Source organism: Pantoea sp. ANP04 (assembly GCF_041982285.1).
Lineage (GTDB): Bacteria > Pseudomonadota > Gammaproteobacteria > Enterobacterales > Enterobacteriaceae > Pantoea > Pantoea eucalypti.
Map to the genome: position 1 here is coordinate 35,781 of NZ_JAUTYS010000004.1, position 21,703 is coordinate 57,483.

Annotated in this window: 25 protein-coding genes and 1 pseudogene; 14 read left to right on the forward strand and 12 right to left on the reverse strand. The window is 52.5% G+C overall.

Annotation, left to right across the window (positions count from 1 at the left end; genetic code table 11):
• Nucleotides 1-195 precede the first annotated feature (195 nt).
• A complete protein-coding gene (locus Q7C21_RS06990) occupies nucleotides 196-1,854 on the forward strand; it encodes a methyl-accepting chemotaxis protein (protein WP_110411472.1) in 1,659 nt (552 codons plus the stop codon).
• A gap of 97 nt (nucleotides 1,855-1,951) precedes the next feature.
• Here the strand turns inward: Q7C21_RS06990 and katE are convergent, their stop codons facing one another.
• Nucleotides 1,952-4,216 (reverse strand): catalase HPII, encoded by a 2,265-nt coding sequence (gene katE, locus Q7C21_RS06995; protein WP_003848945.1) that lies wholly within the window; start codon nucleotides 4,214-4,216, stop codon nucleotides 1,952-1,954.
• Nucleotides 4,217-4,603: 387 nt separating this feature from the next.
• Here katE and zinT point away from each other — a divergent pair, with 387 nt between their 5' ends.
• The gene (zinT, locus tag Q7C21_RS07000; RefSeq protein ID WP_375150546.1) at nucleotides 4,604-5,254 is read left to right on the forward strand and encodes a metal-binding protein ZinT; all 651 of its coding nucleotides are present in this window, start codon (nucleotides 4,604-4,606) and stop codon (nucleotides 5,252-5,254) included.
• A gap of 66 nt (nucleotides 5,255-5,320) precedes the next feature.
• Here zinT and Q7C21_RS07005 read toward each other — a convergent pair whose 3' ends face one another.
• Nucleotides 5,321-5,686, reverse strand: coding sequence for an MmcQ/YjbR family DNA-binding protein (locus tag Q7C21_RS07005; protein ID WP_110411467.1), 366 nt, complete (start codon nucleotides 5,684-5,686; stop codon nucleotides 5,321-5,323).
• 103 nt (nucleotides 5,687-5,789) lie between these two features.
• On the opposite strand from Q7C21_RS07005, the gene Q7C21_RS07010 reads away from it, so the two are divergent.
• Entirely contained in the window at nucleotides 5,790-6,800 is a 1,011-nt protein-coding gene (locus tag Q7C21_RS07010) for a UV damage endonuclease UvsE (protein ID WP_375150547.1), read from the forward strand.
• Here the strand turns inward: Q7C21_RS07010 and Q7C21_RS07015 are convergent.
• From Q7C21_RS07015 to Q7C21_RS07025, 3 genes are all read right to left on the reverse strand, one after another.
• Nucleotides 6,793-7,656: a glucose 1-dehydrogenase gene (locus Q7C21_RS07015; RefSeq protein ID WP_003848953.1), complete on the reverse strand. Its 864-nt coding sequence runs from the start codon at nucleotides 7,654-7,656 to the stop codon at nucleotides 6,793-6,795. The genes Q7C21_RS07010 and Q7C21_RS07015 overlap by 8 nt on opposite strands.
• A gap of 62 nt (nucleotides 7,657-7,718) precedes the next feature.
• Nucleotides 7,719-8,567, reverse strand: a complete 849-nt coding sequence (locus Q7C21_RS07020; RefSeq protein WP_187512649.1) for a manganese catalase family protein — start codon at nucleotides 8,565-8,567, stop codon at nucleotides 7,719-7,721.
• A gap of 279 nt (nucleotides 8,568-8,846) precedes the next feature.
• Nucleotides 8,847-9,041, reverse strand: coding sequence for a biofilm development regulator YmgB/AriR family protein (locus Q7C21_RS07025; protein ID WP_223296455.1), 195 nt, complete (start codon nucleotides 9,039-9,041; stop codon nucleotides 8,847-8,849).
• 606 nt (nucleotides 9,042-9,647) lie between these two features.
• Between Q7C21_RS07025 and Q7C21_RS07030 the strand changes: the two genes are divergently transcribed.
• A complete protein-coding gene (locus Q7C21_RS07030) occupies nucleotides 9,648-9,872 on the forward strand; it encodes a hypothetical protein (RefSeq protein ID WP_003848959.1) in 225 nt (74 codons plus the stop codon).
• A gap of 107 nt (nucleotides 9,873-9,979) precedes the next feature.
• Here the strand turns inward: Q7C21_RS07030 and Q7C21_RS07035 are convergent, their stop codons facing one another.
• On the reverse strand, nucleotides 9,980-10,231 hold the full coding sequence (locus Q7C21_RS07035) for a hypothetical protein (protein ID WP_003848961.1): 252 nt from the start codon (nucleotides 10,229-10,231) through the stop codon (nucleotides 9,980-9,982).
• A 337-nt stretch (nucleotides 10,232-10,568) separates the two neighbouring features.
• On the opposite strand from Q7C21_RS07035, the gene umuD reads away from it, so the two are divergent.
• Both umuD and umuC read left to right on the forward strand, forming a co-directional pair.
• Complete coding sequence (gene umuD / locus Q7C21_RS07040) at nucleotides 10,569-10,988, forward strand: translesion error-prone DNA polymerase V autoproteolytic subunit (protein ID WP_003848963.1); 420 nt, start codon at nucleotides 10,569-10,571, stop codon at nucleotides 10,986-10,988.
• A 2-nt stretch (nucleotides 10,989-10,990) separates the two neighbouring features.
• Complete coding sequence (gene umuC / locus Q7C21_RS07045) at nucleotides 10,991-12,259, forward strand: translesion error-prone DNA polymerase V subunit UmuC (protein ID WP_003848965.1); 1,269 nt, start codon at nucleotides 10,991-10,993, stop codon at nucleotides 12,257-12,259.
• 40 nt (nucleotides 12,260-12,299) lie between these two features.
• Here umuC and Q7C21_RS07050 read toward each other — a convergent pair whose 3' ends face one another.
• Nucleotides 12,300-13,184, reverse strand: a complete 885-nt coding sequence (locus tag Q7C21_RS07050) for a LysR family transcriptional regulator (protein ID WP_003848967.1) — start codon at nucleotides 13,182-13,184, stop codon at nucleotides 12,300-12,302.
• A gap of 281 nt (nucleotides 13,185-13,465) precedes the next feature.
• On the opposite strand from Q7C21_RS07050, the gene Q7C21_RS07055 reads away from it, so the two are divergent.
• The 5 genes and pseudogenes from Q7C21_RS07055 to Q7C21_RS07075 all read left to right on the forward strand — a co-directional run bounded on the left by Q7C21_RS07055 (nucleotide 13,466) and on the right by Q7C21_RS07075 (nucleotide 16,798).
• Complete coding sequence (locus tag Q7C21_RS07055) at nucleotides 13,466-13,678, forward strand: hypothetical protein (RefSeq protein ID WP_008926216.1); 213 nt, start codon at nucleotides 13,466-13,468, stop codon at nucleotides 13,676-13,678.
• 258 nt (nucleotides 13,679-13,936) lie between these two features.
• Nucleotides 13,937-15,187, forward strand: a complete 1,251-nt coding sequence (locus Q7C21_RS07060) for an MFS transporter (RefSeq protein ID WP_003848969.1) — start codon at nucleotides 13,937-13,939, stop codon at nucleotides 15,185-15,187.
• 143 nt (nucleotides 15,188-15,330) lie between these two features.
• Nucleotides 15,331-15,486 (forward strand): annotated as a pseudogene (locus tag Q7C21_RS07065) (DUF4113 domain-containing protein); the annotation flags it as partial.
• A 402-nt stretch (nucleotides 15,487-15,888) separates the two neighbouring features.
• Nucleotides 15,889-16,503 carry a TetR/AcrR family transcriptional regulator gene (locus Q7C21_RS07070; RefSeq protein WP_008926218.1) on the forward strand — a complete coding sequence of 205 codons (615 nt, stop codon included), beginning with the start codon at nucleotides 15,889-15,891 and terminating at the stop codon, nucleotides 16,501-16,503.
• Nucleotides 16,504-16,657: 154 nt separating this feature from the next.
• The gene (locus Q7C21_RS07075; RefSeq protein ID WP_223296456.1) at nucleotides 16,658-16,798 is read left to right on the forward strand and encodes a hypothetical protein; all 141 of its coding nucleotides are present in this window, start codon (nucleotides 16,658-16,660) and stop codon (nucleotides 16,796-16,798) included.
• 22 nt (nucleotides 16,799-16,820) lie between these two features.
• Here Q7C21_RS07075 and ycgZ read toward each other — a convergent pair whose 3' ends face one another.
• The 5 genes from ycgZ to Q7C21_RS07100 form a co-directional block, all read right to left on the reverse strand.
• Nucleotides 16,821-17,060 carry a regulatory protein YcgZ gene (gene ycgZ, locus Q7C21_RS07080; RefSeq protein ID WP_003848978.1) on the reverse strand — a complete coding sequence of 80 codons (240 nt, stop codon included), beginning with the start codon at nucleotides 17,058-17,060 and terminating at the stop codon, nucleotides 16,821-16,823.
• Between the two features lie 223 nt (nucleotides 17,061-17,283).
• Complete coding sequence (locus Q7C21_RS07085) at nucleotides 17,284-17,562, reverse strand: hypothetical protein (protein ID WP_375150548.1); 279 nt, start codon at nucleotides 17,560-17,562, stop codon at nucleotides 17,284-17,286.
• A gap of 464 nt (nucleotides 17,563-18,026) precedes the next feature.
• On the reverse strand, nucleotides 18,027-18,257 hold the full coding sequence (locus tag Q7C21_RS07090) for a YgdI/YgdR family lipoprotein (protein WP_003848985.1): 231 nt from the start codon (nucleotides 18,255-18,257) through the stop codon (nucleotides 18,027-18,029).
• A gap of 15 nt (nucleotides 18,258-18,272) precedes the next feature.
• On the reverse strand, nucleotides 18,273-18,506 hold the full coding sequence (locus tag Q7C21_RS07095; protein ID WP_003848987.1) for a YgdI/YgdR family lipoprotein: 234 nt from the start codon (nucleotides 18,504-18,506) through the stop codon (nucleotides 18,273-18,275).
• A gap of 353 nt (nucleotides 18,507-18,859) precedes the next feature.
• Complete coding sequence (locus tag Q7C21_RS07100; protein WP_003848989.1) at nucleotides 18,860-19,063, reverse strand: hypothetical protein; 204 nt, start codon at nucleotides 19,061-19,063, stop codon at nucleotides 18,860-18,862.
• Nucleotides 19,064-19,252: 189 nt separating this feature from the next.
• On the opposite strand from Q7C21_RS07100, the gene Q7C21_RS07105 reads away from it, so the two are divergent.
• From Q7C21_RS07105 to tyrS, 3 genes are all read left to right on the forward strand, one after another.
• The gene (locus Q7C21_RS07105) at nucleotides 19,253-19,567 is read left to right on the forward strand and encodes an MliC family protein (protein WP_375150549.1); all 315 of its coding nucleotides are present in this window, start codon (nucleotides 19,253-19,255) and stop codon (nucleotides 19,565-19,567) included.
• Between the two features lie 26 nt (nucleotides 19,568-19,593).
• Nucleotides 19,594-20,250 (forward strand): pyridoxamine 5'-phosphate oxidase, encoded by a 657-nt coding sequence (gene pdxH / locus Q7C21_RS07110; protein ID WP_375150550.1) that lies wholly within the window; start codon nucleotides 19,594-19,596, stop codon nucleotides 20,248-20,250.
• A 140-nt stretch (nucleotides 20,251-20,390) separates the two neighbouring features.
• Nucleotides 20,391-21,665 (forward strand): tyrosine--tRNA ligase, encoded by a 1,275-nt coding sequence (gene tyrS / locus Q7C21_RS07115; protein WP_008926220.1) that lies wholly within the window; start codon nucleotides 20,391-20,393, stop codon nucleotides 21,663-21,665.
• Nucleotides 21,666-21,703: the final 38 nt, after the last annotated feature.

Sequence of the window (21,703 nt, forward strand, 5' to 3'; positions counted from 1 at the left end):
CGAATTCAACCACAGCACAGGGTCGGTTGTTAAGCGTCAAATGCGTTCAGGCAGAGCCGCAACTTTATTCTGTCCTGAGCGGCGCGCTGGCTGCGCCCGGCAGGTGGCGTCTTGTTAACTTCTTTGTTCGCAGACTCAGATAAATCTCAAGCCAGCCGATAACCACTCTAACTTCTCTGATATGAGCCTGCAGACATGCTTAAAAATCTTAAAATAACCCACGGTATTCTGGCGGTGCTTGCCGTCTTTATTACGTTACTGACCCTGACCGGATTTCTGTTTTACAACGGCGTCTCAAACGCCGACAAAAACTTCGTGGCAGCAGAACAGCTGACCCTGCAGCAGCAGCACCTGAGCGATGCGGTGAAAACCCTGATTAAAACCCGCGTTACCATCAACCGCGTCGCTATCCGTTTCCTGAAAAACCAGCAGGATCCTAAATCACTGGCCGCCATCGCCACGCTGCTGGAGCAGGCGGGCCAGTCTGCGGACAGAGCCGATGCCGACTTTAAAGCCTGGCAGGCGATGCCACGCAAAGAGGGGCAGAGCGAAGCGCAGTCGGCGCAGGTTCAGACCGCCTATCAGCAGATGCATGAGACCATGCTGGCCTCAATTACCTTTTTAAAGCAGGGTAATTACGCGGCCTATGGCAACCTCGAAGCACAGGCGGCGCAGGACCAGCTCGACAGTGCCTATGAGGCCTGGCGTGCGGTGAACATCCAGCTGATGAAAGATACTTCAGAACATAACCAGCGCAGTCTGACAGATGCGCTCTGGGCGCTGCTGACGATTGGCCTGATCACTGGCGTGATTGGCGTGGCGGTCTGGATGGGACTGCAAAAATTGCTGATTAGTCCGCTGGCCAGGCTGACAGGGCATATGCGCACCATTTCGGCAGGTGATTTAACCTCTGATATTCAGCACGAAGGCCGCAATGAGATGGGCCTGCTGATTCAGGAACTGCAACAGATGCGCGATGCGCTGGTGGTGACCATTACTTCGGTCGATGACGCGACCCGCTCTATTTTTACCGGTGCCGCGGAAATTTCTGCTGGCAGCACCGATCTCTCTTCCCGTACTGAACAGCAGGCTGCTGCACTGGAACAGACCGCCGCCAGCATGGAGCAGCTCACCTCAACGGTGAAGCTCAACGCAGACAATGCGCAGCAGGCGACAACGGTGTCGAAAGAGGCGTCAGCCACCGCCCTGCAGGGCGGCGAAACCGTTGCCCGCGTTATCGCCAACATGGATCAGATCAGCGAAAGCTCGAATCAGATCGCCGGTATTATCGCCATTATCGACAGCATCGCCTTCCAGACCAATATTCTGGCGCTGAACGCTGCGGTTGAAGCCGCGCGTGCCGGTGAGCAGGGGCGTGGATTCGCCGTTGTCGCAGGTGAAGTACGCTCGCTGGCCGGACGCAGCGCCAGTGCCGCGCAGGAGATTCGTGGATTGATTGACCGCTCAGCCGAGCGCATTAAAACCGGTGCCGGTCACGCTTCCCAGGCGGGCATCGCCATGGAGAGCATCGTGAAGTCGGTGAGCCGGGTGACGCAGCTGATCGAAGAGATCGCTGCCTCCTCCACTGAACAGACCCGCGGCATTGAGCAGGTCTGCATTGCGGTTTCTGAGATGGATGGTGTAACGCAGCAGAACGCCGCGCTGGTAGAGGAGTCCGCGACTGCTGCTGCCTCACTGGAAGAGCAGGCGAGCTACCTGCGTAAAACAGTATCGGTCTTTAAAACCGGCAGCATGCACGCCGCGTTCTCCGCCGCACCGGTTGCGAAGGCGATTGCCGTGCCCAAACGTCAGCCTGTCGCCGTGACAGACAATGAGAACTGGCAGACTTTCTGATAACGGAATATCTGACGGATCACTGCGCACGCGGCCGTGCTACAGTTTCAGCATAAAAAAACCGCCCCCAGGGGCGGTTTTTTATTCACTTAACGCATCAGGCAGGAACGGACTGTGCCTTCTGGCTGCGTGACCAGACGCGGTGCGCTTTCATCGCCTGCGTAAAATCAGACATCAGTGCGTCCTCCGCCGCGTCGCCCTGCACAATGCCTTCTTCCTGATCGGCATCTTCCAGACCGAACTGCGCTTTAAAGCGACGCGCGTCGCCCACCAGACCAATCACCTTGAGGTGTTTGTAGGCTTCCAGCAGGAAGTAGCGGGCATCGCCGCTTAACAGCAGGGCATCAATATTACCATTCGGCACCATCACCGCATCAAAAGTCAGAGACGGCAGGCCGGCAAAGGTGGCATCGATCGGCAGCACAGAACCGTCATCCGCGCGCACCTGGCCCATATGCGGCGCCAGCAGTTTTGTGTGCACACCTTCCGCTTTCAGCGCCTGCAGAATCGCCAGCACATCCGCCGCCTTCACACCATCGCTCAACAGCAGCGCCACCTGACGGCCTTTAATCTCACCATCCGGGATAGCGTAGAGGCTCAGGCTGTCATCTTTCGTCAGGCCATTCACCGCCGCAGGAGGCTGGATATTGCGCTGCTCATCGGTCAGGGCGAGGCCCAGATTATCCGCTACGCCCTGTGCCAGTTTAGTATCGATACGCGCCAGAAGATCCACCACGCGCTCACGGATGTAGGCACGGCCCACTTTACTCAGTTCAAATGAGTAGGCACCAATGATGTGCTGCTGTTCGACTTCTGTCTGGCTGTTCCAGAACAGGCGCGGCTGGGAATAATATTCACCGAATGACGGGCTGCGCTCGCGCACTTTGTGACCCTCAACCCGCTCCTGATAGCTCTCGAAACCGCCGCCTTTCGCAGCCGGTGGCGTTTCGCGCGGCCAGTTGTCGTTGATCGAGTTCGGCTCGTAGTTCGCCGGGTTGGTGTCGATGTCCTGGCGATGCATGCCCTGACGCTGGAAGTTATGGTACGGGCAGGTCGGACGGTTAATCGGGATCTCATGGAAGTTCGGTCCGCCCAGACGACTGATCTGCGTGTCGGTATAGGAGAACAGACGGCCCTGCAGCAGTGGATCGTTGGAGAAATCCAGGCCCGGCACGATATGGCCCGGGTGGAACGCCACCTGCTCGGTTTCCGCAAAGAAGTTATCCGGGTTACGGTTCAGCACCATCTTGCCGACAATTTCCACCGGCACCAGCGCTTCCGGGATCAGCTTGGTGGCATCCAGAATATCGAAGTCGAATTTGAATTCATCCTCTTCCGGGATTAGCTGCAGACCCAGTTCATATTCCGGGAAATCACCGGCTTCAATCGCTTCCCACAGATCGCGGCGATGGAAGTCGGGATCGCGACCGGTCAGTTTCTGCGACTCATCCCACAGCAGCGAAGCTTTACCGGCCACCGGCTTCCAGTGGAAGCGGACAAAGGTCGCTTTGCCTTCGGCGTTGATCAGGCGGAAGGTGTGAATGCCAAAACCTTCCATGGTGCGATAGCTGCGCGGAATACCCCGGTCAGACATCGCCCAGATGACGTTGTGCATGGTTTCCGGCTGAAGAGAGACGTAATCCCAGAAGGTGTCATGGGCACTCTGACCCTGCGGGATTTCATTGTGCGGCTCCGGCTTAACGGCGTGCACAAAGTCAGGGAATTTATGGGCATCCTGAATAAAGAATACCGGCGTGTTGTTACCGACCAGGTCAAAGACACCTTCTTCGGTGTAGAACTTGGCGGCGAAACCGCGGATATCACGTACGGTATCCGCAGAGCCAGCGCCACCCTGAACCGTGGAGAAACGCACGAACACCGGCGTGGTCTGCTCGGGGTCGCTCAGGAACTGCGCTTTGGTCAGATCTTTCAGTGAGCGGTAAGGCTGAAAATAGCCGTGTGCGGCAGAACCACGGGCGTGAACGATACGCTCCGGGATACGCTCATGGTCAAAATGCGTGATTTTCTCACGCAGTATAAAGTCTTCCAGCAGCGTCGGACCTCGCGAACCCGCGAGCAGTGAGCTTTGGTCATTGGCGATGCGCGTGCCCTGATTCGTGGTGAGAGCCTGATGGGTGCCGTTTTTACGGCTGGCTTCAAGCTGGTCAAGTTTGGCGCTGTGTGTCTGCGGCGCTTTCAGACTGCCCGGGGCGGTGGGCTGTTTGCCTGGCGGGGTCGGTTCGGCTGGGGGCTGATGCGAACCATCTTTCGGTGCCAGCGATCCCAGACCCGGTTCTGATGATTCCGGACCGGTGGTGGGGGCGTGTTCGCTCAGGGGTTTCTTCTCTGTTTCTTTCGACATGAATCTATGCTCCAGCTGTTATTTTACTTTCGACGACACTAAATATAGAACAACCTGAACAATACTGAGGGTAAACCGGCCATTTAACCGCTGTCACTGTCCCTTTTTTGTCCGGCAGAAAAACCAGGCTTACGTCTGAATGCCTGTTATCGCTTCGCTTATCCACGCCTTGTGCCGTCTGGCTTAGCGGCGTGTCAGCCCGCACCCACTATGCTGGCTACCTGCTTTGTAACCCTGTCAGATTCGCCTCTCGCCGGACTGCGTGATATTCCGCGAGAGGGTGAAAATCTATAAATAAAATTAATAAGGAGAGGTGTCATTCCTGATTGAGTTTGGAAATGTTATATCATAACATTTCATTTTGTAATGTTGACTGAGGATCAGGCTTTGACGAATCATGCAGGTAAATGGATGGGGATCATGGGCGCGCTGCTCATCAGCCAGCAGGCGCTGGCACATGGCACGCATACACATGGCAAATCGCTATCAGTAATGGAGCAGAAAGCAGCCGAAGGGGTTTTTGCTGACAGCGACGTGAAAGATCGCCCACTCTCTGACTGGGACGGGCTGTGGCAGTCAGTTTATCCGCTGCTGCAAAGCGGCGAGCTGGATCCGGTCTGGCAGAAGAAAGCGCAGCAGGACAAGAGCAAAACGTCAGAGGAGATTAAAGCTTATTATCGCAAAGGCTACGCCACCGACGTCGATACTATCGGTATTGAAAACGGGGTAATGGAGTTCCATGTCGGTGATCGGGTCAGCGCCTGCCACTATCGCTATGCAGGCCACAAAATCCTGACCTATACCTCGGGTAAAAAAGGGGTGCGTTACCTGTTTGAGTGTCAGGACGCCAGCAGCAACGCCCCGAAATATGTGCAGTTCAGCGATCATACCATCGGCCCACGCAAGTCTGCTCACTTCCACATCTTTATGGGTAATCAGTCTCAGCAGACGTTGCTGGCTGAAATGGACAACTGGCCAACTTATTACCCTTACCAGATGACAAATCCACAGGTCGTGGAAGAGATGCTGCACCATTAAGTGAAGGGCCGGGATCGGATGGCCCGCTGATGACAGCGGGGTTTCTGTGACGCGCTGTCACTGCCTTTATCCCACCCAGGCCGGACGGCGTGAGGCGGGGATGCCGCGCACTACTCGCTGATACGACCCTTCAACCAGTTGCTGAATCAGGCCGGGAGAGAGGCCGTCACCCGGATACACCGTGATCCAGTGACGTTTATTCATATGATAACCGGCGGTGATCGAGGGATAGATCACCCGGTGCAGCTCTGCCTGCTGCGGTTCACACTTCAGGGTGATAATCGGCACGCCCCGCAGTTCCGTCAGCAGTAAAAACACTTTTCCACACACTTTATAAACCTGATGTTCCGGCCCGAAAGGATAGCCTGATTCGGCGGCGGGCAGCCGTTCAGCCGCGTCGATAGCGGTGCGCTGGATCTGGTGACCCTGCATGGTGATTCTCCCTGTCATGGTTAACCCCCGATCTCTGTGGCCCGCGACTGGCTGGTCGCCAGAGGCCTGTTACACTTCTGATAAGCATAAATCAGGAGCAGACATGAAATTAGGTTTTGCATGTAAGTATCTCAATAGCGACGGTAAACAGTTTTTCCCGTTTCGCGCCACCACCCGTAAACGATTTCTGAGTTTACCTCAGGCTGAACGTCATCAGCTGATTCATGAGATTACCGTTACTAACCTTAATAATCTCTACCTGACACTGGAGCATCTGGCTACGTTACCGGCGCCACTCAGAATGATGCGCATCGGCAGCGACCTGCTGCCGCTCTATACGGTTCCCGAAGCCACGCCGCTCTTTGCGGAATTTCTGCCTGAGCTTTATCCACTCTTTGCCCGCTGTGGCGAGCTGGCGCGGACGCATCAAATCCGGCTCTCATTCCATCCGGGACAATATACGGTGCTGGCTTCCGATAATCCGGATGTGGTGACGCGCGCACTGGAAGATGTGGAGTATCACGCGCTTTGCGCCTGTCTCATGGGCTACGGTAAGACCTTCCAGGATTTTAAAATCAACATTCATATGAATGGCAGGGCGGGATTCGACGGTTTTAAACACGCGTTTAATCAGCTCAGCCCGGAAGCGCGGCGGATGCTGACAGTTGAAAATGATGAGATTTCCTGCTCGCTGGATGATGTGCTGCAGGCAGCACCCCTCTGTCCGGTGGTGCTGGATATTCACCATCACTGGGTAAAAGAGAGTGAGTTTATTCAGCCGGATGACGCGCGTGTTGCCAGCGTCATTGACTCATGGCGGGGTGTGCGGCCGGTGCTGCACTATTCGATTTCTCAGGAGGGGATTATTCCGCAGGAGGGCTGGCCCGATCAGCAGCAGCTGGGTGTGAGCAAAAGCAAACTGCGGGCGCACTCCGACTACTTCTTTAATCCGACGCTGAATGCGTGGGCACTGTCGTTCCAGGATTTCGATATCATGTGCGAAGTGAAAATGAAGAATCTGGCGCGGGAACCGCTTTATCAGTGGGGGATCGCGCAGAAACTGATAGGAAATTCCCTGGCCGAAGAGACCAGGGAAGCGGCGAACGTTAAATAATAGCCACGCCGCCCGTAACGGCGATAGTCGCGCCGGAAATGTAGCTGGCTTCGTCACTGGCCAGCATCACGTAGGTGGGTGCCAGCTCAGCAGGTTGACCGGCACGCTGCAGCGGCACTTCACTGCCAAAGTTTTTCACCTGTTCAACCGGCATGGTCGAGGGGATTAGCGGTGTCCAGATAGGACCGGGCGCGACCACATTAGCTCGGATACCTTTCTCTGCCAGCAGGGCAGCCAGGCCTCCGGAGAAGTTAATAATGGCGGCTTTAGTCGCGGAGTAGGCGAGCAGCTTCGGTTTCGGCTGGTCGGCATTGATCGAGGCGGTGTTGATGATCGATCCGCCCGCTGGCATGTGCTTTGTGGCCGCTTTAGTGATGTAGAACATCGCGTAAAGATTCGTTTTCATGGTGCGATCAAACTCGTCGTCGCTGATCTCCTCCAGCGACTCGCGTGTCATCTGATATGCCGCATTATTGACCACAATGTTAATCTCACCAAAGGCTTCAACGGCTTTATCAACCAGCGCATTACAGTGTGAGGCATCGGTGATGTCGCCTGGCACCAGCAGCGCTTTCTGACCGGCGGCCTCGACAAGCCGGGCGGTGTCCTGCGCATCCTCATGCTCATCAAGATAAGAGATCAGCACATCGGCACCTTCCCGGGCAAAGGCAATGGCCACGGCCCGGCCAATGCCAGAATCCCCGCCGGTAATAATCGCTTTTTTACCCGCCAGACGGCCGGAACCCTGATAGCTCTCTTCACCGTGATCGGGCTGCGGCTGCATCGCGGCAGTACTGCCTGGCCACGTCTGCTGCTGCGCGGCAAAAGGGGGGAGTGGACGCTGAGTGGATGACATGACTTTTCCTCCGTAAAAAGGGATCAACCCTGTCAGGGCATTGGACCCTGACAGGCGAGGGATTAAGGTTTTGGTGGGGTGACGCCGTCGATCTGTTCTGACTGTGCACCGGAACCGGGACGGGCATTGCCCAGCACCGGCTCATCGCCCAGAATGTCGGGCTGCTGTTTCGCGCTGAACTGACCATGACCATCGTAAGCTGGACCACTGCTCCAGCGACCTTCCGGCAGCGGTTTATCCAGCGAGGTATTCAGACAGTAGTAAGAATGCTCCTGCGCCTCATGTTCCTGCGGGAAGCTGTTCGGGATTGGCAGCGACGCGTTCAGTCCGCCCATCTCTTCGATCACTGCCAGCCACTGCTGCTGGTGCATGGTGTCACGAGCAATCAGGAAGGAGAGGAAATCCTTCATGCCTTTGTCTTCGGTCATGTTGTAGAGGCGGGTAGCCAGCACACGGCCCGTGGCTTCTGCGGTGACGTTAGCCAGCATATCGGCGGCCACGTTGCCGGATGCGTAGATGTGGCTCATGTCGAAAGGCATGCCGTTGGCATTTACCGGCATCGCTGCCAGACCGGAAGAGAGGATATGGCGTGGGTTCATGCCGCCCAGAATGGCATTGACCACCGGATCTTTCGCTGACGCTTCCTGGTAAGAGAGCGGTGCACCTTCAAGGTTCAGCGCCACAGCGTAGCCCAGCATTTCGATATGACTCAGCTCTTCGGTGGCGGTGGAGATCAGCAGATCCCGAATCCGCGCATCACCTCGCGCGCCCATCGCCTGGAAAAAGTATTGCATCGCTACACGAATCTCACCTTCGACGCCGCCGATGGCTTGCTGTAACAGCATGGCAAACTCTGGGTCGGGCTTCTCTACACGAACCGGGAATTGAAGTTTTGATGAATGATGAAACATAGCTATTTTCCTCGCCTGTGTTTGCAGTAGATGCAGGAAAAGCCTGGACACAGATATCGGATAAATAAAGCGAAACGAGAGCAATTAATCGGAATTTACGGTAAAAAAAGCGGGGAAATAGGTCATTTTCGGAGCTATATCTGGTACGACAGGACAGGCAATATCAACGATGAGAAAGTGACATATGACTCAGTGCAGAAGAGATAAAAAAGCCCCCATTAAAAGGGGCTGATTCAGTACGGGAAAGCATCCTCACTTCCGCTATAGCTGTTTAACAATTCAGCTTTCACTGGTGGCCGTTGCACGTTGCAAAACGTGTTCCAGAGCCTGACGGTAAATATCCTGCTTAACTACGTCACGCTCGCTCTCCAGGCGATGAATCAGGCCCAGCACAATGTCTTTATCTGAGACATGGGCTTTTGAATGGGCGAGTTCAGCGTGAACCGCAGCGATAACCTGTTTTTCTGTCGTCATCGCGGCGCCAGAGTTCATAAAGTAATCAGAAATCTGAGACTCTGTATTCATTGTTGTTTGCATGTCAGGCCTCATAAAGAATTGGGGAGTGTGCGTCGGTTGATAGCCGGTTGCCGGCTGACGCAAAAAAATTGCATCTGAAGGTGGAAATCCACAACACCTTCAGATGCGGTGCAAAGCACCTCGTTACAAGTGATTTAACATCACGAGATAAAGTTATACAGGAATTTAAAAGTTGTACAAGAAACTTTGACAGAATATTTCATTTTTTTAGCCTGGTATAAGCCGTGGTAAAGTGCGCTGAATGCGATTTTTTTATTTAATTCAACTAATACAATAAGTTATGATTTTTTTGTCAGGCGGTTTTTTTTGAGGCGGCCGTTTCTGCGTTTTTTACCCGGATTGTCTGACGGGGTGAAAACGGTTTTTCAGGAGAATTTTAGCAAAAGCTGTACAGCTTTTTACACCACAAATGGAGAGCAGTGTCAGAGTGCGGTGGCAGGCTGCTGCAATCTTGTGCTTCTGACGGCACAGGCTGCATAATTCACTTCCCACGCCTGATGCAGAAAGCTAAGGTGGCCTCTTATTCATCACAAGGAAATGATCATGGTTCACGACTATTTCGCGATTCCGCCTGCGGGCGTGACTCAGGAACAACATAAACGTTCAGTCGCTGTGGCGGCCGCGCTGTCAGTGGCAAAGGAGTCCGTCAGCGCTTCTACGTCGGCAACCGGCTCAAAAACCTCCTGGGACCTGCAGGCTGTGGCGAATGAAATTGGTAATCTGGCCGATGCGATTCAGGATGCGCTGGAGAGTGACAGCCAGCCTTAATCTTTGACCGCTTCGCCTGAAACGGCTGCTGAAGCAGGCCGATCAGGGAAGGGCAGCGTTCAGGAGCCGATAACGTCGTCGGCAAGCGGACGTTGCCCAGCGTTTGCTTATTCCATTGCGGGCGGTTCATATTTAATATATTCACGCAGGGCATCATGGATGGCCTGATTATTACCTTCCTCCAGACCGCGTTCGGCATATTCTTTCGCCAGCGCCGCCAGTACATCGTCAAACTTCCCTTTGTAATTGAGATTATTCAGTGCAATTTGCTGACCGAGTATCGCTTTTAATACCGTCGTCTCAACGGTTAACTGTGCGACTGCCTCTTCCAGATGTTTGATGCGATCGTCGTCTGCCATAACCCCTCCATGCTTTAAAAAGGCAGAATAACCAGCCCGCGCTAAATATTCAAACCTCACCCCATGCCAGAGAGTCGTTGTCGGATTTTCCTTAAGTCAAAATAATCGGCGGATTAATTTATAAGAGGCGTGACTGTAAGTAAAAAGCGAGACTATTACCGCAGTGCGGCGAAAGTAACCTGTTTCCGTTTATTCTCACACCAGTAAGAGAAAAACGGTTAAAAAAAAGTGCATTACCATCAATCTCTTCGCGTAAAAGGGGTCCACGTCACTTGATTAAAAGGGGGATTAGCTATTACTGTATTTATATACAGTAATCTGAAAAAGGAGTGTAATTGTGGAATTCATTAAACCTGCGGACGTCCGCGCCGTCATGTCTTTACCGCTTTATATCGAACGTGTGCCGTGTGGATTTCCCTCACCGGCGCAGGATTATGTCGAACAACGTATCGATCTCAATGCGCTCATGGTTCAGCATCCCAGCGCCACCTATTTTGTGCGGGTCAGCGGTGAATCAATGATTGAGGCGGGCATCAATGATGGTGACATGCTGGTCGTCGACAGCTCGCTCACCGCCTCACACGGCGATATCGTGGTCGCTGCCGTCGACGGTGAATTCACCGTTAAACGTCTTCAGCTTCATCCCTGCCTGCAACTGATGCCGATGAACACCAAATTTAAACCGATCGCTATCCAGACCGAAGATGCGCTGGAGGTGTTTGGCGTAGTGACGTTTGTGATTAAAGCGACACATTGAGCATGTTCGCGCTGGTGGATGTGAACTGCTTTTATGCGTCGTGCGAAACTGTTTTCCGGCCTGACCTTAAAGGCAAGCCCGTCGTCGTGCTATCGAACAATGACGGCTGTGTGATTGCGCGCAGCGCCGAGGCGAAGAAAGCCGGCATCAAAATGGGCGCGCCCTATTTCAAAATGCGCGAAGCGCTGACCCATCACAATGTACAGGTTTTCAGCTCAAATTACGCGCTTTACGCCGACATGAGCCTTCGGGTGATGACGATTCTGGAAGAGATGGCGCCGTCGGTGGAGATCTACTCGATCGATGAGGCCTTTATGGATCTCACCGGCGTGCAGAACTGTATGGCGCTGGAGAGCTTTGGTCACCAGGTCAGAGAGCGGATACGCAAAGAGACGCATCTGACGGTGGGCGTTGGCATTGCACAGACCAAAACGCTGGCCAAACTGGCGAATTTTGCGGCCAAAAAGTGGAGCAAAACCGGCGGCATTGTCGATCTGTCGGATCCCGAACGGCAGAAAAAGCTACTGGCACTCGTCGATGTGGCTGAGGTCTGGGGTGTCGGTCACCGTATCGGCAAGCGGCTCAACGCCATGGGCATTACGACGGCGAAAGATCTGGCCTGCCAAAGCACCGAGTCTATTCGCAAACAGTTCAGCGTAGTGCTGGAACGTACCGTCAGAGAGCTGCGTGGTGAATCCTGCCTGGAGCTGGAGTCGGTGATACCGGATAAACAGCAAATCATGTGTTCGCGTTCGTTCGGCAGCCGTATTTCCAGCTACGATCAGATGCGCGAAGCCGTCTGCGCCTATGCTGAACGTGCGGCAGAGAAACTACGCCGTGACAATCAATATTGCCGTCAGGTAGGGGTCTTTGTGCGTACCAGCCCCCATGCTACGGATGAACCCTTTTATGGTAATCAGTCTACCGGTCAGTTGCTGATCCCGACGCAGGACACGCGCGACATTGTCGGCGTTGCGATGGCGTGTCTGGATAACATCTGGATTGAGGGGCATCGCTACATGAAAGCGGGCATCGTACTGGGAGATTTTTTCAGCCATGGCGTGGCCCAGCTTGATCTGTTTGACGAACATCAGCCACGCCGCAATAGCGAAGAGCTGATGACGCTGATCGATAAGATTAACAAAAGCGGCAGCGGCAAACTCTGGTTTGCCGGGCAGGGGATCAACAAGGCCTGGGCGATGAAGCGCGAGATGCTGTCACCTGCCTATACCACGCGGGTAACGGATTTGCCGGTGGCGGCGGTTAAGTAGGTTGGGTGGTTTTCCTCAGCTACTGAAACCGCAAGGTCTGCTAAATTTCTTTTAACCTGGTTTCTTCCGCAAAGCACTGCTCCAGCGCCGTAATCACTGCCCTGATACGTGCGACTTTTTGCAGATCCGGATGGAGCACCAGCCAGATATCAACCGGGTCGCGCTTTTCAGGAAATACCGGGATTAATTGCGGATCGCAGTTAGCTAAAAATGTCGAAAGCAGGCCGATGCCAATCCCGCGTTTAATAGCGGATTGCATCAGCAGTTGTGTATTACATTCCAGCACGACTTGCTGGCTGTTTACTGCAAAGCCACACAGGTTTTGTCGATGACGAGGCACCATGTCTGCCGGAAACATGACCAGTTGATGATCAGTCAATCCGCTTTCTTGCTGCGGTTCTCCGAGCCGATCAAAATAACGCTGGCTGGCGTAAAGCCCCATATCAATGGTCGCTAGTCGTTTAACTATTAATTCTTCAGAATCGGGTCGGGCACCACGAATGGCTATATCCACACTACGGTAAGAGATATCGGAGAAGCCTATTCCGGTCAATAAGGTTACGGTGATATCCGGGTATTGTTCGCGCAGGCGCTGAATGGCAGGTATGACAAACACAGTGGCGAGTGTGTCTGTGCTGGCGATGCGAACGTTACCTGCAGGGATGCTATCGCCGCAGGCGGCTTTACGACTCATCGCCTGCATAGCGCTTTCCATAGCACTGGCTTCTGCCATCACCTGTTCGCCAAACTCGCTCAGCATAAAAGCGCGGGGCGTACGTATAAATAACCGGGAACTGAGCGCGCTTTCGAACGCGGTGATACGGCGCCCGACTGTCGCCTGATCGACGTTCAACGATTTTGAGGCACCCCGCAACGTTTTTTGTCTCGCTAATGCGAGGAAAAAGCGAACATCATCCCAGTTCATCCACTGCTCCATGTTATTTTTAATTAAACGGATATCTTCAACGTGGCTAAAAAATTATCAAAACTCATAAGCCATATCATAAACAGCACCATAAAATTATAAGTATTTCTGCATTGTTGTGAAGCATTAATGCAACTTTAAAAATTTCGAATTGTGACTATGATGGGCCGTTTTTTGGATATAGGCGCGATGTGTTTTGTTATGTGAAGCCTTTCATATAACGCACATTTTTTCCTCATTACTTCTGATTATCTTTATTTTTATTCTAATGGATTTAGAAAATGAAATTTTTTGAAGATGATTTTTTTAACACTACCTGCCCGGCGTTTACCTCAGATAAAGTTGTTGGAAGAGAAACTATCAAAGCAGATGTTGCTTTGAATTATGCCGAGGCCCTTATTGCTCAATTACAGAATAAGCAAATCAGTCACATTTATACGAGTGGTTATCTATCCTTCCATATGTTTGAGCTTATGGGGATCGAAAAGCGGTAGTTATAAATGATTAATAGCAGCGCTAATTAATCATTTTTTTATGGGCAGGCCTTATTAGCGATTTGCATTGCTATAACCCGTATCCAGCGTAACACGACACATTCAGTGCGGATTATCAAGCTGCATAAATGAATGCTTGTGATGCAATCTTGTCTCTACCATAGGGAATAAGCAGGTTTTATCATCACTTTGTTTGCTGCTCTGTGGTATTCGCATTCGCTGCACAGAGTTGATTTATCTACAGCTCAGGAAATAAAAATGTCAGAAGTGTTAACTATTGATAGTCGTCCGACAGACAAAAAGAATTCTGCTTCCAAAAAGAGCGTTTTATTCTTTCTTGCACTGGCGCTAGTCGCTGCCTTATTGAACAGCAGTGCACCAACGCCGCTTTATCCCCTCTATCAACAGCAGTTGGGCTTAACCGCCGTCAGCCTGACAATCATTTATGGCGCGTATGCGGCAGGTGTTTTGATTGCGTTGTTCAGTGTAGGAAATCTTGCAGGGAAAGTTGCTGACCTGCGCAGCCTGATGATGCCTGCACTACTGGCCGTCTTCGCAGGTGCATTGCTGTTTTCACTCGCCGATTCGTTTGCCTGTCTGTTTATGGCACGCCTGCTGGCGGGCGTAGGAACCGGGGCATTAACCGGCGCAGCTAATATTGCCCTTTTGCGTTTTGGCCCTAAAGATGGCGGTAAAGCTGCAGCTCTGCTCGCAACGCTTTCTTTCACCACCGGTCTGGCACTGGGGCCAGTTTTTAGCGGCGTGGCGATTCAGACAAATTTCCACAGCCAGACGTTGCCGTTTCTGCTGATTATGATCACGGCTGCGATTGCCCTGATCGGATTACGTTTTAGCTGGCCAGCGCGTCATCACGACCAACCCAAGGCTGCGCCATCCTCGTCTGCCATTTCAGCGGGTACGACACTTAAAGCCGGACTGAAAGCGACTGGCATACGTTTTTTCCTGTGCGCTGGCGCTCTGTTTATGAGCTGGGCGTTTGCCGCCAGTATTTTGTCGATTGGACCGGCAGTATCGGAGCATCTGCTCGGCATTCATAGTCAGGGCGTTTATGGCTATGTGATTGCGGTATACTTAATGGTGGCCGGTATCAGTCAGATTTTGAGCCGCCGGATTAGCGCTCGCACATCTCTTGCTGCCGGCTGTCTTACTCAGGCCATTTCGATTGTGTTTTTTACCTGGGCTATTAGCACCCACTCTTTAGTATGGGCATGCACAGGACTGCTTGTGGCTGGATATTCCTATGGCGCCATCTTTGTGGGAAGTGCGACCCTGCTAAATATGATCTCTCCTGCAGCCAGTCACGCAAAACTGATTTCATTGTTCTACGTCATTGCCTATATCGCTAACTGGGTGCCCGTGCTGTTAGGTGCGGTGGTGGATCATGCCAGCCTGAATCTGGCTGTTGATTTGCTGTTCAGCGTCGGTGCTGTTATCTGTCTACTGCTGAGCATCGCGGTATTTTGGATAAAGATGGAAAAACGCGACTAATTCAGAATCAGACCGTGCCTGATTCCTCCCAGGCCGGTCTGAGGACCGTCGAATGGACGCTTAAAATCACATCAACTGACTGTCTCGATCAGCAAAGCCGTGCTTCACATCATTTTGCTATTGAGGAATACACCACTCATCGTCTGATGCCGCTGATTAATAAAATTAACAAACCTGGCAGCGTAAAACTCTGGTTTGCCGGGCAGGGGATCAACAAGGCCTGGGCGATGAAGCGCGAGATGCTGTCACCTGCCTATACCACGCGGGTAATGGATTTGCCGGTGGTTGTGCTGAAGTAGGTGCTGGCCCGCCATCATCATGAATATGAGCTTTACGCGGTCGACGATAACAGCGATATAAAAAACCGACTCTTTTTATATTTTGCTGACAATGAGAACCACGCCAGGCTGTTAATTAAGCCGCTCAGATTATGGCTGACCATAATAAACACACAGCAACGGGCTGATTGCCGCAAAAAAAACGCGTTACTACCTGAGTGAATCATGAGCGGTTTGTCCTGTAACCTGAGCCGGATTGCAGGTCACAACCGGTTACACCCCCTCTGCCATTCAGCGACAGGAACAGAGATCTGTCCGAATGTATGCTGCGGGCTGATCGCCGCCAGCTATACTTGTTACCCGAGCCTGGGATAGAATCCCTGTTGATTCTGACAGGAACGCACTTCTTCAGGCCGGTAATTAATGAGCACGACAGCGACAGCGCATAAAAACAAAGAGCGGGGACGGCCCAGGGAGTTCGACATTGAACAGGCTCTGGATCGTGCCATGATCGTTTTCCGGCAAAAAGGCTATCACGCGGCATCAATAGGCGATCTGGGGGAGGCGATGAACCTCTCCGCAGGCAGCATCTATAAAGCGTTTAAAGACAAACGCTCCCTCTTTCTGCTGGTGTTCGAACGTTATCTGTTGCTGAGAAATACCGAACTGCGCCGCCGTCTGGCACCCTGTGTCAGCGGACGGGATAAAATCACGGAGTTGTTACAGTTCTACCTGGATTCGGCGCGTGCCATTGAGGGGCGATGCGGCTGTCTGGTGGTGTCCAGCGCCATTGCGCTGCAGACGATGGATGAAGACCTTGCGCAGCGCATTGATGATGTCATCAAGCGTAGTCAGCGCTTCCTGGTTTCATTGCTGGAGTTGGGACAACAGGATGGCTCTATCAATCGCACGCTGGACAGTGAAGCCGCAGCCGGTTTAATTCTCTGCATCGCATACGGTATGCGCGTGTCGGGCAAAGTCAGTGATGTGATCCATGAAGAGCAGACGCTGGCGCTGGCATTGAAAATACTGGGATAAGTGTTCTGAGTGGGGACCGCAGCATCCGTAAACAGGCGCTTCTCTGATATACGCTTTCCGGACAGAGAAATTCTTCCGCTTCCTTTCCCCGGGTCTGATTATGTGCCAGGCTTTTACGCTTTATTCTATTGCGTGGAAAATTAAGGCCCGTTTCGTGAAAACTTCAATCTTACTGACACTCGTGGCAGCCATTGGCTGTTCTGTTTTTGCCGCCCGTGGTGGGTTTGAAACCCAGACAGCGAAACATCCTCAGGCACAGCGGGTGACGGAGAGTGGGGAGCCACTGACGCGCTGACCGGGGCGAAGCGTGGCGATGATTAACGACCAAACAGCAGGCTGATGAGCGCGCGATAGTGGCGCTCTTCTTCCTCAGTGGACGCTGTTTCGAGGCGACGCAGGAGTTTGGTACAGATCGACTTACGGTTCACATTCCCGCCGGCATGCAAAATTTCCACGACTACCTGTCCCAGTGTCTCCTGCTGTGAGGGCAGGCTTGCCGCATTGAAATAACGGGCGATATCGTCTGCCGTCCGCGGCAGTCTCGGGTTCGGGTACATGGTGCGTTTCCTGGCTGTTGATGTAAAAACGATCGAATAGCCGCGAAGTTATACGCAAAAAGGGAATCTGTACAGTTATTTCAGCGTAATGATGAATGACGTTTTTTGGTCAGGATGCCCGGCAGCGAGAGAGCGGCCGTAAAGAGAAGCAAAGGGACAGCAGTATGAAGCGCATGAGAGCCAGAAGGGCGTCCGGCTCTCATGAGAAATGAACGTCGAAGCCTTATGAATACCGATAATCTTTCAGGGAAACCGGTGCCTGCCCGGTCTCGACCAGCCAGTTTAATTCGGCGCGGTCACGAGGCGAATCTTCAATGAAACCTTTGAGCCAGTGTCGTGCATCAGCAATCTGCTCTACACGTTCATCGCTGCACTCCTTTTCGGCCATTTCGCCCAACTGACGAATCAGCGATACCAGCGTAATATCCTGTTCTTCAAATGCCAGATTAATTGCTGCTTCACCAAGAATCATATGACCAGTCGTTGTATCGTGATAAATCATTTATAGCCTCCTGATTGATAGCGATATAAATAGTCTAGTTAAAGAGGCGCTGGACTAAAAGGTCATAAGTTACAGACGGCACCAGATAATTTTTTTAAAAATAAAGGGAACCTTTGTGTCATGATATAACTTCATGATAGTAAATAATAAAAAACAATAGATTATTTTTGAAGTGAACAGGTTGAACTATTGTTCTGGTTAAAGAAGCAGACGTTTGCCTGAAATTCAGATAAGTGAAGTGGCCTGTGCGCAACAGCATTTTCCAGTCGGTTTTTTACGCCTGTATAAACGATAAATTGCACAGTTCCTTATAATGCTCTGCAATATTATTGCCATATCGCATCGGATATTTCTGATTTAAAAAAGCCCGCTCTGAGAGGGGGGCTATATCAGGTAAAAGGCGAAAAAAGGCAAAAATAAAGCCGCTCTTAAGCGGCTTTATTAACGCGAGAACAGCATTGCGATTATTTGTGCGGAACTTCAGAGACGGCTTTAACGTCTGCTTTATTAATCTGCTGCTTCACACCATTGGCATCGGTATAGGCCAGCAGGCCAGCGTCCGATTCAGAAGGCTTGCCATCACTAATAATGGTGCGTCCATCGTTAGTCTGAATCGCATAACTGGTACGGGTGCAGCCAGTTAATACGGTCATACCAATCAATGCGGCGAGAGGTAAAATCAGCGCTTTTTTCATCGTCTTCACCTTATATTAGTTGTCGAGTTCGCTCATATTACTGATTTCATTACGATTGATCTGCTCAGTTTTTCCTGTCTGAGCATCACGGTAAGAAACAAGACCGGTATCTGAATCAATCTGCGGTTTGCCGTCAGTCACAATCGTGCGGCCATCGGTCGTCTTAATAGACTGATTCGAGGCGCAACCTGCAAGCGTACCTAAAGAGAGTGCCAGCAGCGCGATGGCTGACAGGGTTTTCATTTTCATTTTTCTGCTCCATGAAGTATATCCAGACGTTTACAGCATAGACGGCTTTATAAATTTTGCTGGCTCTGTCACGCGCCGATGCCTGTTTTTTATACAAAAACAGAGTGTATTGCGTTAATTAGCTGGCATGGCGCCGGCGAATAGCATTTATTGCAAATGCATACGGCTGTTTATACGTTTCAGCTGAGCCCTGACCGCATCGAAATAAAAAACGGAGCAAAAGCGGGAAATAGAGAGCGCAGATAATTCCGTTAACGCGGAAGAATCGCATGCAGGATGCCACATCGATGGCGGCACCTGGCGCTATTCGCGGGTCCGACGCCTGAAGGGCTATCGGACCCGTGAAAAAAGGATCAGAGAATAGAGTCTTCGCCCGCTTTGGCGGCCGCTTTTTCCGCTTTCATGGCGCTGACCGGGTCAGATGCGCTCAGCCAGCGGTCAAACTTCTGGTAGGTGTCGATAAAGGTTTTAAAGTAGCTGCTGGCGATGGTGGCATTCTCTTTATGGTTCATAAACGCCACGGCCAGCTTAAATGCATCTTCGTTATCAAATTTCATGTTTGTCTTCCTCGCTTAAGATCTATAGAGCGTAGCCTGATAACACGGCCTGTGCATTCAGACAACCGTCTGAAAAGGCGCAATAATTCAGCCTGGCTGACAGCATCCTCCAGATTGGCGCGGATTCCCACTTACTTCGCGACAAATCCTTCTTATAATGCCAGCTTCACTCGTGAAGGAGACCCGCTTATGTTGAAAGGATTAACCGTTGTCGCGGTGCTGCTATTGTCAGGCTGTAGCCTGATGCATAAACAGCCGGCATCGCCACAGACCCTGCATTATCGCTGCGGAACAATGCCCCTGACCGTGACGCTGGACGAGGCGCAGGAGCAGGTAAGTTTCATTATGGATGGCAAGCCTTTAACGTTGAAGCAGACCGTCTCCGCCTCCGGCGCGCGCTACAGCGATGACACCTATGTTTTCTGGTCCAAAGGAAACGGCGCATTTATCGAACGTGACGATAAAATTGTCGTGAATGATTGTGAGCTGCAACCTGCCAGCTGACTTTATCTCTGAATAGGCGAGCATTAATGAGCGACAGCGAAACGCTACACACCATTGCCCATCTGCGGCGTGAATATACCCGCGGCGGATTGCGTCGCAAGGATCTGCCGGACAATCCGATCGCGCTGTTTGAACAGTGGCTGAGCCAGGCCTGTGAGGCAAAACTGCCCGATCCTACTGCCATGACCGTGGCCACCGTGGATGAGCAGGGTCAGCCGTGGCAGCGTATTGTGCTGCTGAAACACTTTGATGCGCAGGGCATGGTGTTTTACACCAACCTCGGCAGCCGTAAGGCGTTACAGCTGGCGCACAATCCGCGCATTTGCCTGCACTTCCCGTGGCAATTTCTGGAACGTCAGGTGATGGTGCTGGGCGAAGTGGAAAAACTGTCGCCGCTGGAGGTGCTGAAATATTTCCACAGCCGCCCGCGTGACAGTCAGATTGGTGCCTGGGTATCGAAGCAGTCGAGCCGGATTTCGGCGCGCGGGATTCTGGAAGGGAAGTTCCTTGAGCTTAAACAGAAGTTTCAGCAGGGCGAGGTGCCGCTGCCCAGCTTCTGGGGCGGTTACCGGGTGAAATTTCACACAATGGAGTTCTGGCAGGGGGGCGAACATCGTCTGCACGATCGTTTCATCTACCAGCGCGACAATGACGGCTGGAAAATCGACCGTCTGGCTCCCTGAATCTGCACGATTTCTCCCTATCAGCGCTGGCACAGAAAGCGCCAGCGCTTTATGCTATAGCCCTGATTTTTTTCGATTCCGCAAGTCAGCGGAAAGCTGTGTACCAGCATAGGTGCAGTCTGATCAATTTGGAGTCAGTAATGACCAGCAGTAACCTGATACAACAATTGCAGGAGAGGGGCCTTATCGCCCAGGTGACGGATGAAGCCGCGTTAACAGAGAAACTGGCACAGGGGCCAATTTCGCTCTATTGCGGCTTCGACCCCACTGCTGACAGCTTGCATTTGGGTCATCTGGTACCGCTGCTCTGCCTGAAGCGTTTTCAGGATGCCGGCCACAAGCCGGTAGCCCTGGTCGGGGGTGCAACCGGCCTGATTGGCGATCCAAGCTTTAAAGCCGCAGAGCGTAAACTTAATACCAGTGACACCGTCAACGAATGGGTTGAAAAGATCCGCCAGCAGGTGGCGCCATTCCTCGACTTCGATTGCGGCAGCAACAGCGCCATCGCCGCCAACAACTACGACTGGTTCGGCAGCATGAACGTGCTGACCTTCCTGCGTGATATCGGCAAGCACTTCTCTGTTAACCAGATGATTAACAAAGAAGCAGTGAAGCAGCGTCTGAACCGTGACGATCAGGGCATCTCCTTTACCGAGTTCTCCTACAATCTGCTGCAGGGTTATGACTTTGCCTGCCTGAATGAACTGCACGGCGTATCGCTGCAGATCGGCGGCTCCGATCAGTGGGGTAACATCACCTCTGGTATCGATCTGACCCGTCGTCTGCATCAGAACCAGGTCTTTGGCCTGACCGTTCCGCTGATCACCAAGTCTGACGGCACCAAATTCGGTAAAACGGAAGGCGGCGCAGTCTGGCTGGATGCGAAGAAAACCAGTCCGTACAAGTTCTATCAGTTCTGGATCAACACCGCGGATGCTGACGTCTATCGTTTCCTGAAGTTCTTCACCTTCCTGAGCATAGAAGAGATCAACGCGCTGGAAGAAGAGGACAAAAACAGCGGTACCGCGCCACGCGCGCAGTATGTGCTGGCTGAGCAGGTCACGCGTCTGGTGCATGGCGAAGCGGGCCTGACGGCGGCGAAACGCATCACCGCCAGCCTCTTCTCCGGTTCTGTAAGCGAAATGACGGAAGCTGACTTTGAGCAACTGGCGCAGGATGGTATGCCAACTATCGCGCTGGGCGCAGACGATGACCTGCAGCAGGCGCTGGTGAAAGCGGAGCTCGTGCCGTCTCGCGGCCAGGCTCGCACCATGATCGGTTCGAATGCCGTCTCACTGAACGGTGAAAAACAGTCCGATGCGGAATACCGCTTCAGCGACAGCGACAAACTGTTTAACCGCTACACGCTGCTGCGTCGCGGTAAGAAACATTACTGCCTGATTAACTGGCAGTAAGATTTAGGGCCGGTTTCCGGCCCTTTTTTATGGCAAGG

Coding starts and splice junctions, on each gene's coding strand:
- Q7C21_RS06990 (WP_110411472.1), top strand. CDS start 196: ATGCTTAAAAATCTTAAAATAACCCACGGTATTCTGGCGGTGCTTGCC.
- katE (WP_003848945.1), bottom strand. CDS start 4,216: ATGTCGAAAGAAACAGAGAAGAAACCCCTGAGCGAACACGCCCCCACC.
- Q7C21_RS07005 (WP_110411467.1), bottom strand. CDS start 5,686: ATGCAGGGTCACCAGATCCAGCGCACCGCTATCGACGCGGCTGAACGG.
- Q7C21_RS07010 (WP_375150547.1), top strand. CDS start 5,790: ATGAAATTAGGTTTTGCATGTAAGTATCTCAATAGCGACGGTAAACAG.
- Q7C21_RS07015 (WP_003848953.1), bottom strand. CDS start 7,656: ATGTCATCCACTCAGCGTCCACTCCCCCCTTTTGCCGCGCAGCAGCAG.
- Q7C21_RS07020 (WP_187512649.1), bottom strand. CDS start 8,567: ATGTTTCATCATTCATCAAAACTTCAATTCCCGGTTCGTGTAGAGAAG.
- Q7C21_RS07025 (WP_223296455.1), bottom strand. CDS start 9,041: ATGACGACAGAAAAACAGGTTATCGCTGCGGTTCACGCTGAACTCGCC.
- Q7C21_RS07030 (WP_003848959.1), top strand. CDS start 9,648: ATGGTTCACGACTATTTCGCGATTCCGCCTGCGGGCGTGACTCAGGAA.
- Q7C21_RS07035 (WP_003848961.1), bottom strand. CDS start 10,231: ATGGCAGACGACGATCGCATCAAACATCTGGAAGAGGCAGTCGCACAG.
- umuC (WP_003848965.1), top strand. CDS start 10,991: ATGTTCGCGCTGGTGGATGTGAACTGCTTTTATGCGTCGTGCGAAACT.
- Q7C21_RS07050 (WP_003848967.1), bottom strand. CDS start 13,184: ATGAACTGGGATGATGTTCGCTTTTTCCTCGCATTAGCGAGACAAAAA.
- Q7C21_RS07055 (WP_008926216.1), top strand. CDS start 13,466: ATGAAATTTTTTGAAGATGATTTTTTTAACACTACCTGCCCGGCGTTT.
- Q7C21_RS07060 (WP_003848969.1), top strand. CDS start 13,937: ATGTCAGAAGTGTTAACTATTGATAGTCGTCCGACAGACAAAAAGAAT.
- Q7C21_RS07070 (WP_008926218.1), top strand. CDS start 15,889: ATGAGCACGACAGCGACAGCGCATAAAAACAAAGAGCGGGGACGGCCC.
- ycgZ (WP_003848978.1), bottom strand. CDS start 17,060: ATGTACCCGAACCCGAGACTGCCGCGGACGGCAGACGATATCGCCCGT.
- Q7C21_RS07085 (WP_375150548.1), bottom strand. CDS start 17,562: ATGATTTATCACGATACAACGACTGGTCATATGATTCTTGGTGAAGCA.
- Q7C21_RS07090 (WP_003848985.1), bottom strand. CDS start 18,257: ATGAAAAAAGCGCTGATTTTACCTCTCGCCGCATTGATTGGTATGACC.
- Q7C21_RS07095 (WP_003848987.1), bottom strand. CDS start 18,506: ATGAAAATGAAAACCCTGTCAGCCATCGCGCTGCTGGCACTCTCTTTA.
- Q7C21_RS07100 (WP_003848989.1), bottom strand. CDS start 19,063: ATGAAATTTGATAACGAAGATGCATTTAAGCTGGCCGTGGCGTTTATG.
- Q7C21_RS07105 (WP_375150549.1), top strand. CDS start 19,253: ATGTTGAAAGGATTAACCGTTGTCGCGGTGCTGCTATTGTCAGGCTGT.
- pdxH (WP_375150550.1), top strand. CDS start 19,594: ATGAGCGACAGCGAAACGCTACACACCATTGCCCATCTGCGGCGTGAA.
- tyrS (WP_008926220.1), top strand. CDS start 20,391: ATGACCAGCAGTAACCTGATACAACAATTGCAGGAGAGGGGCCTTATC.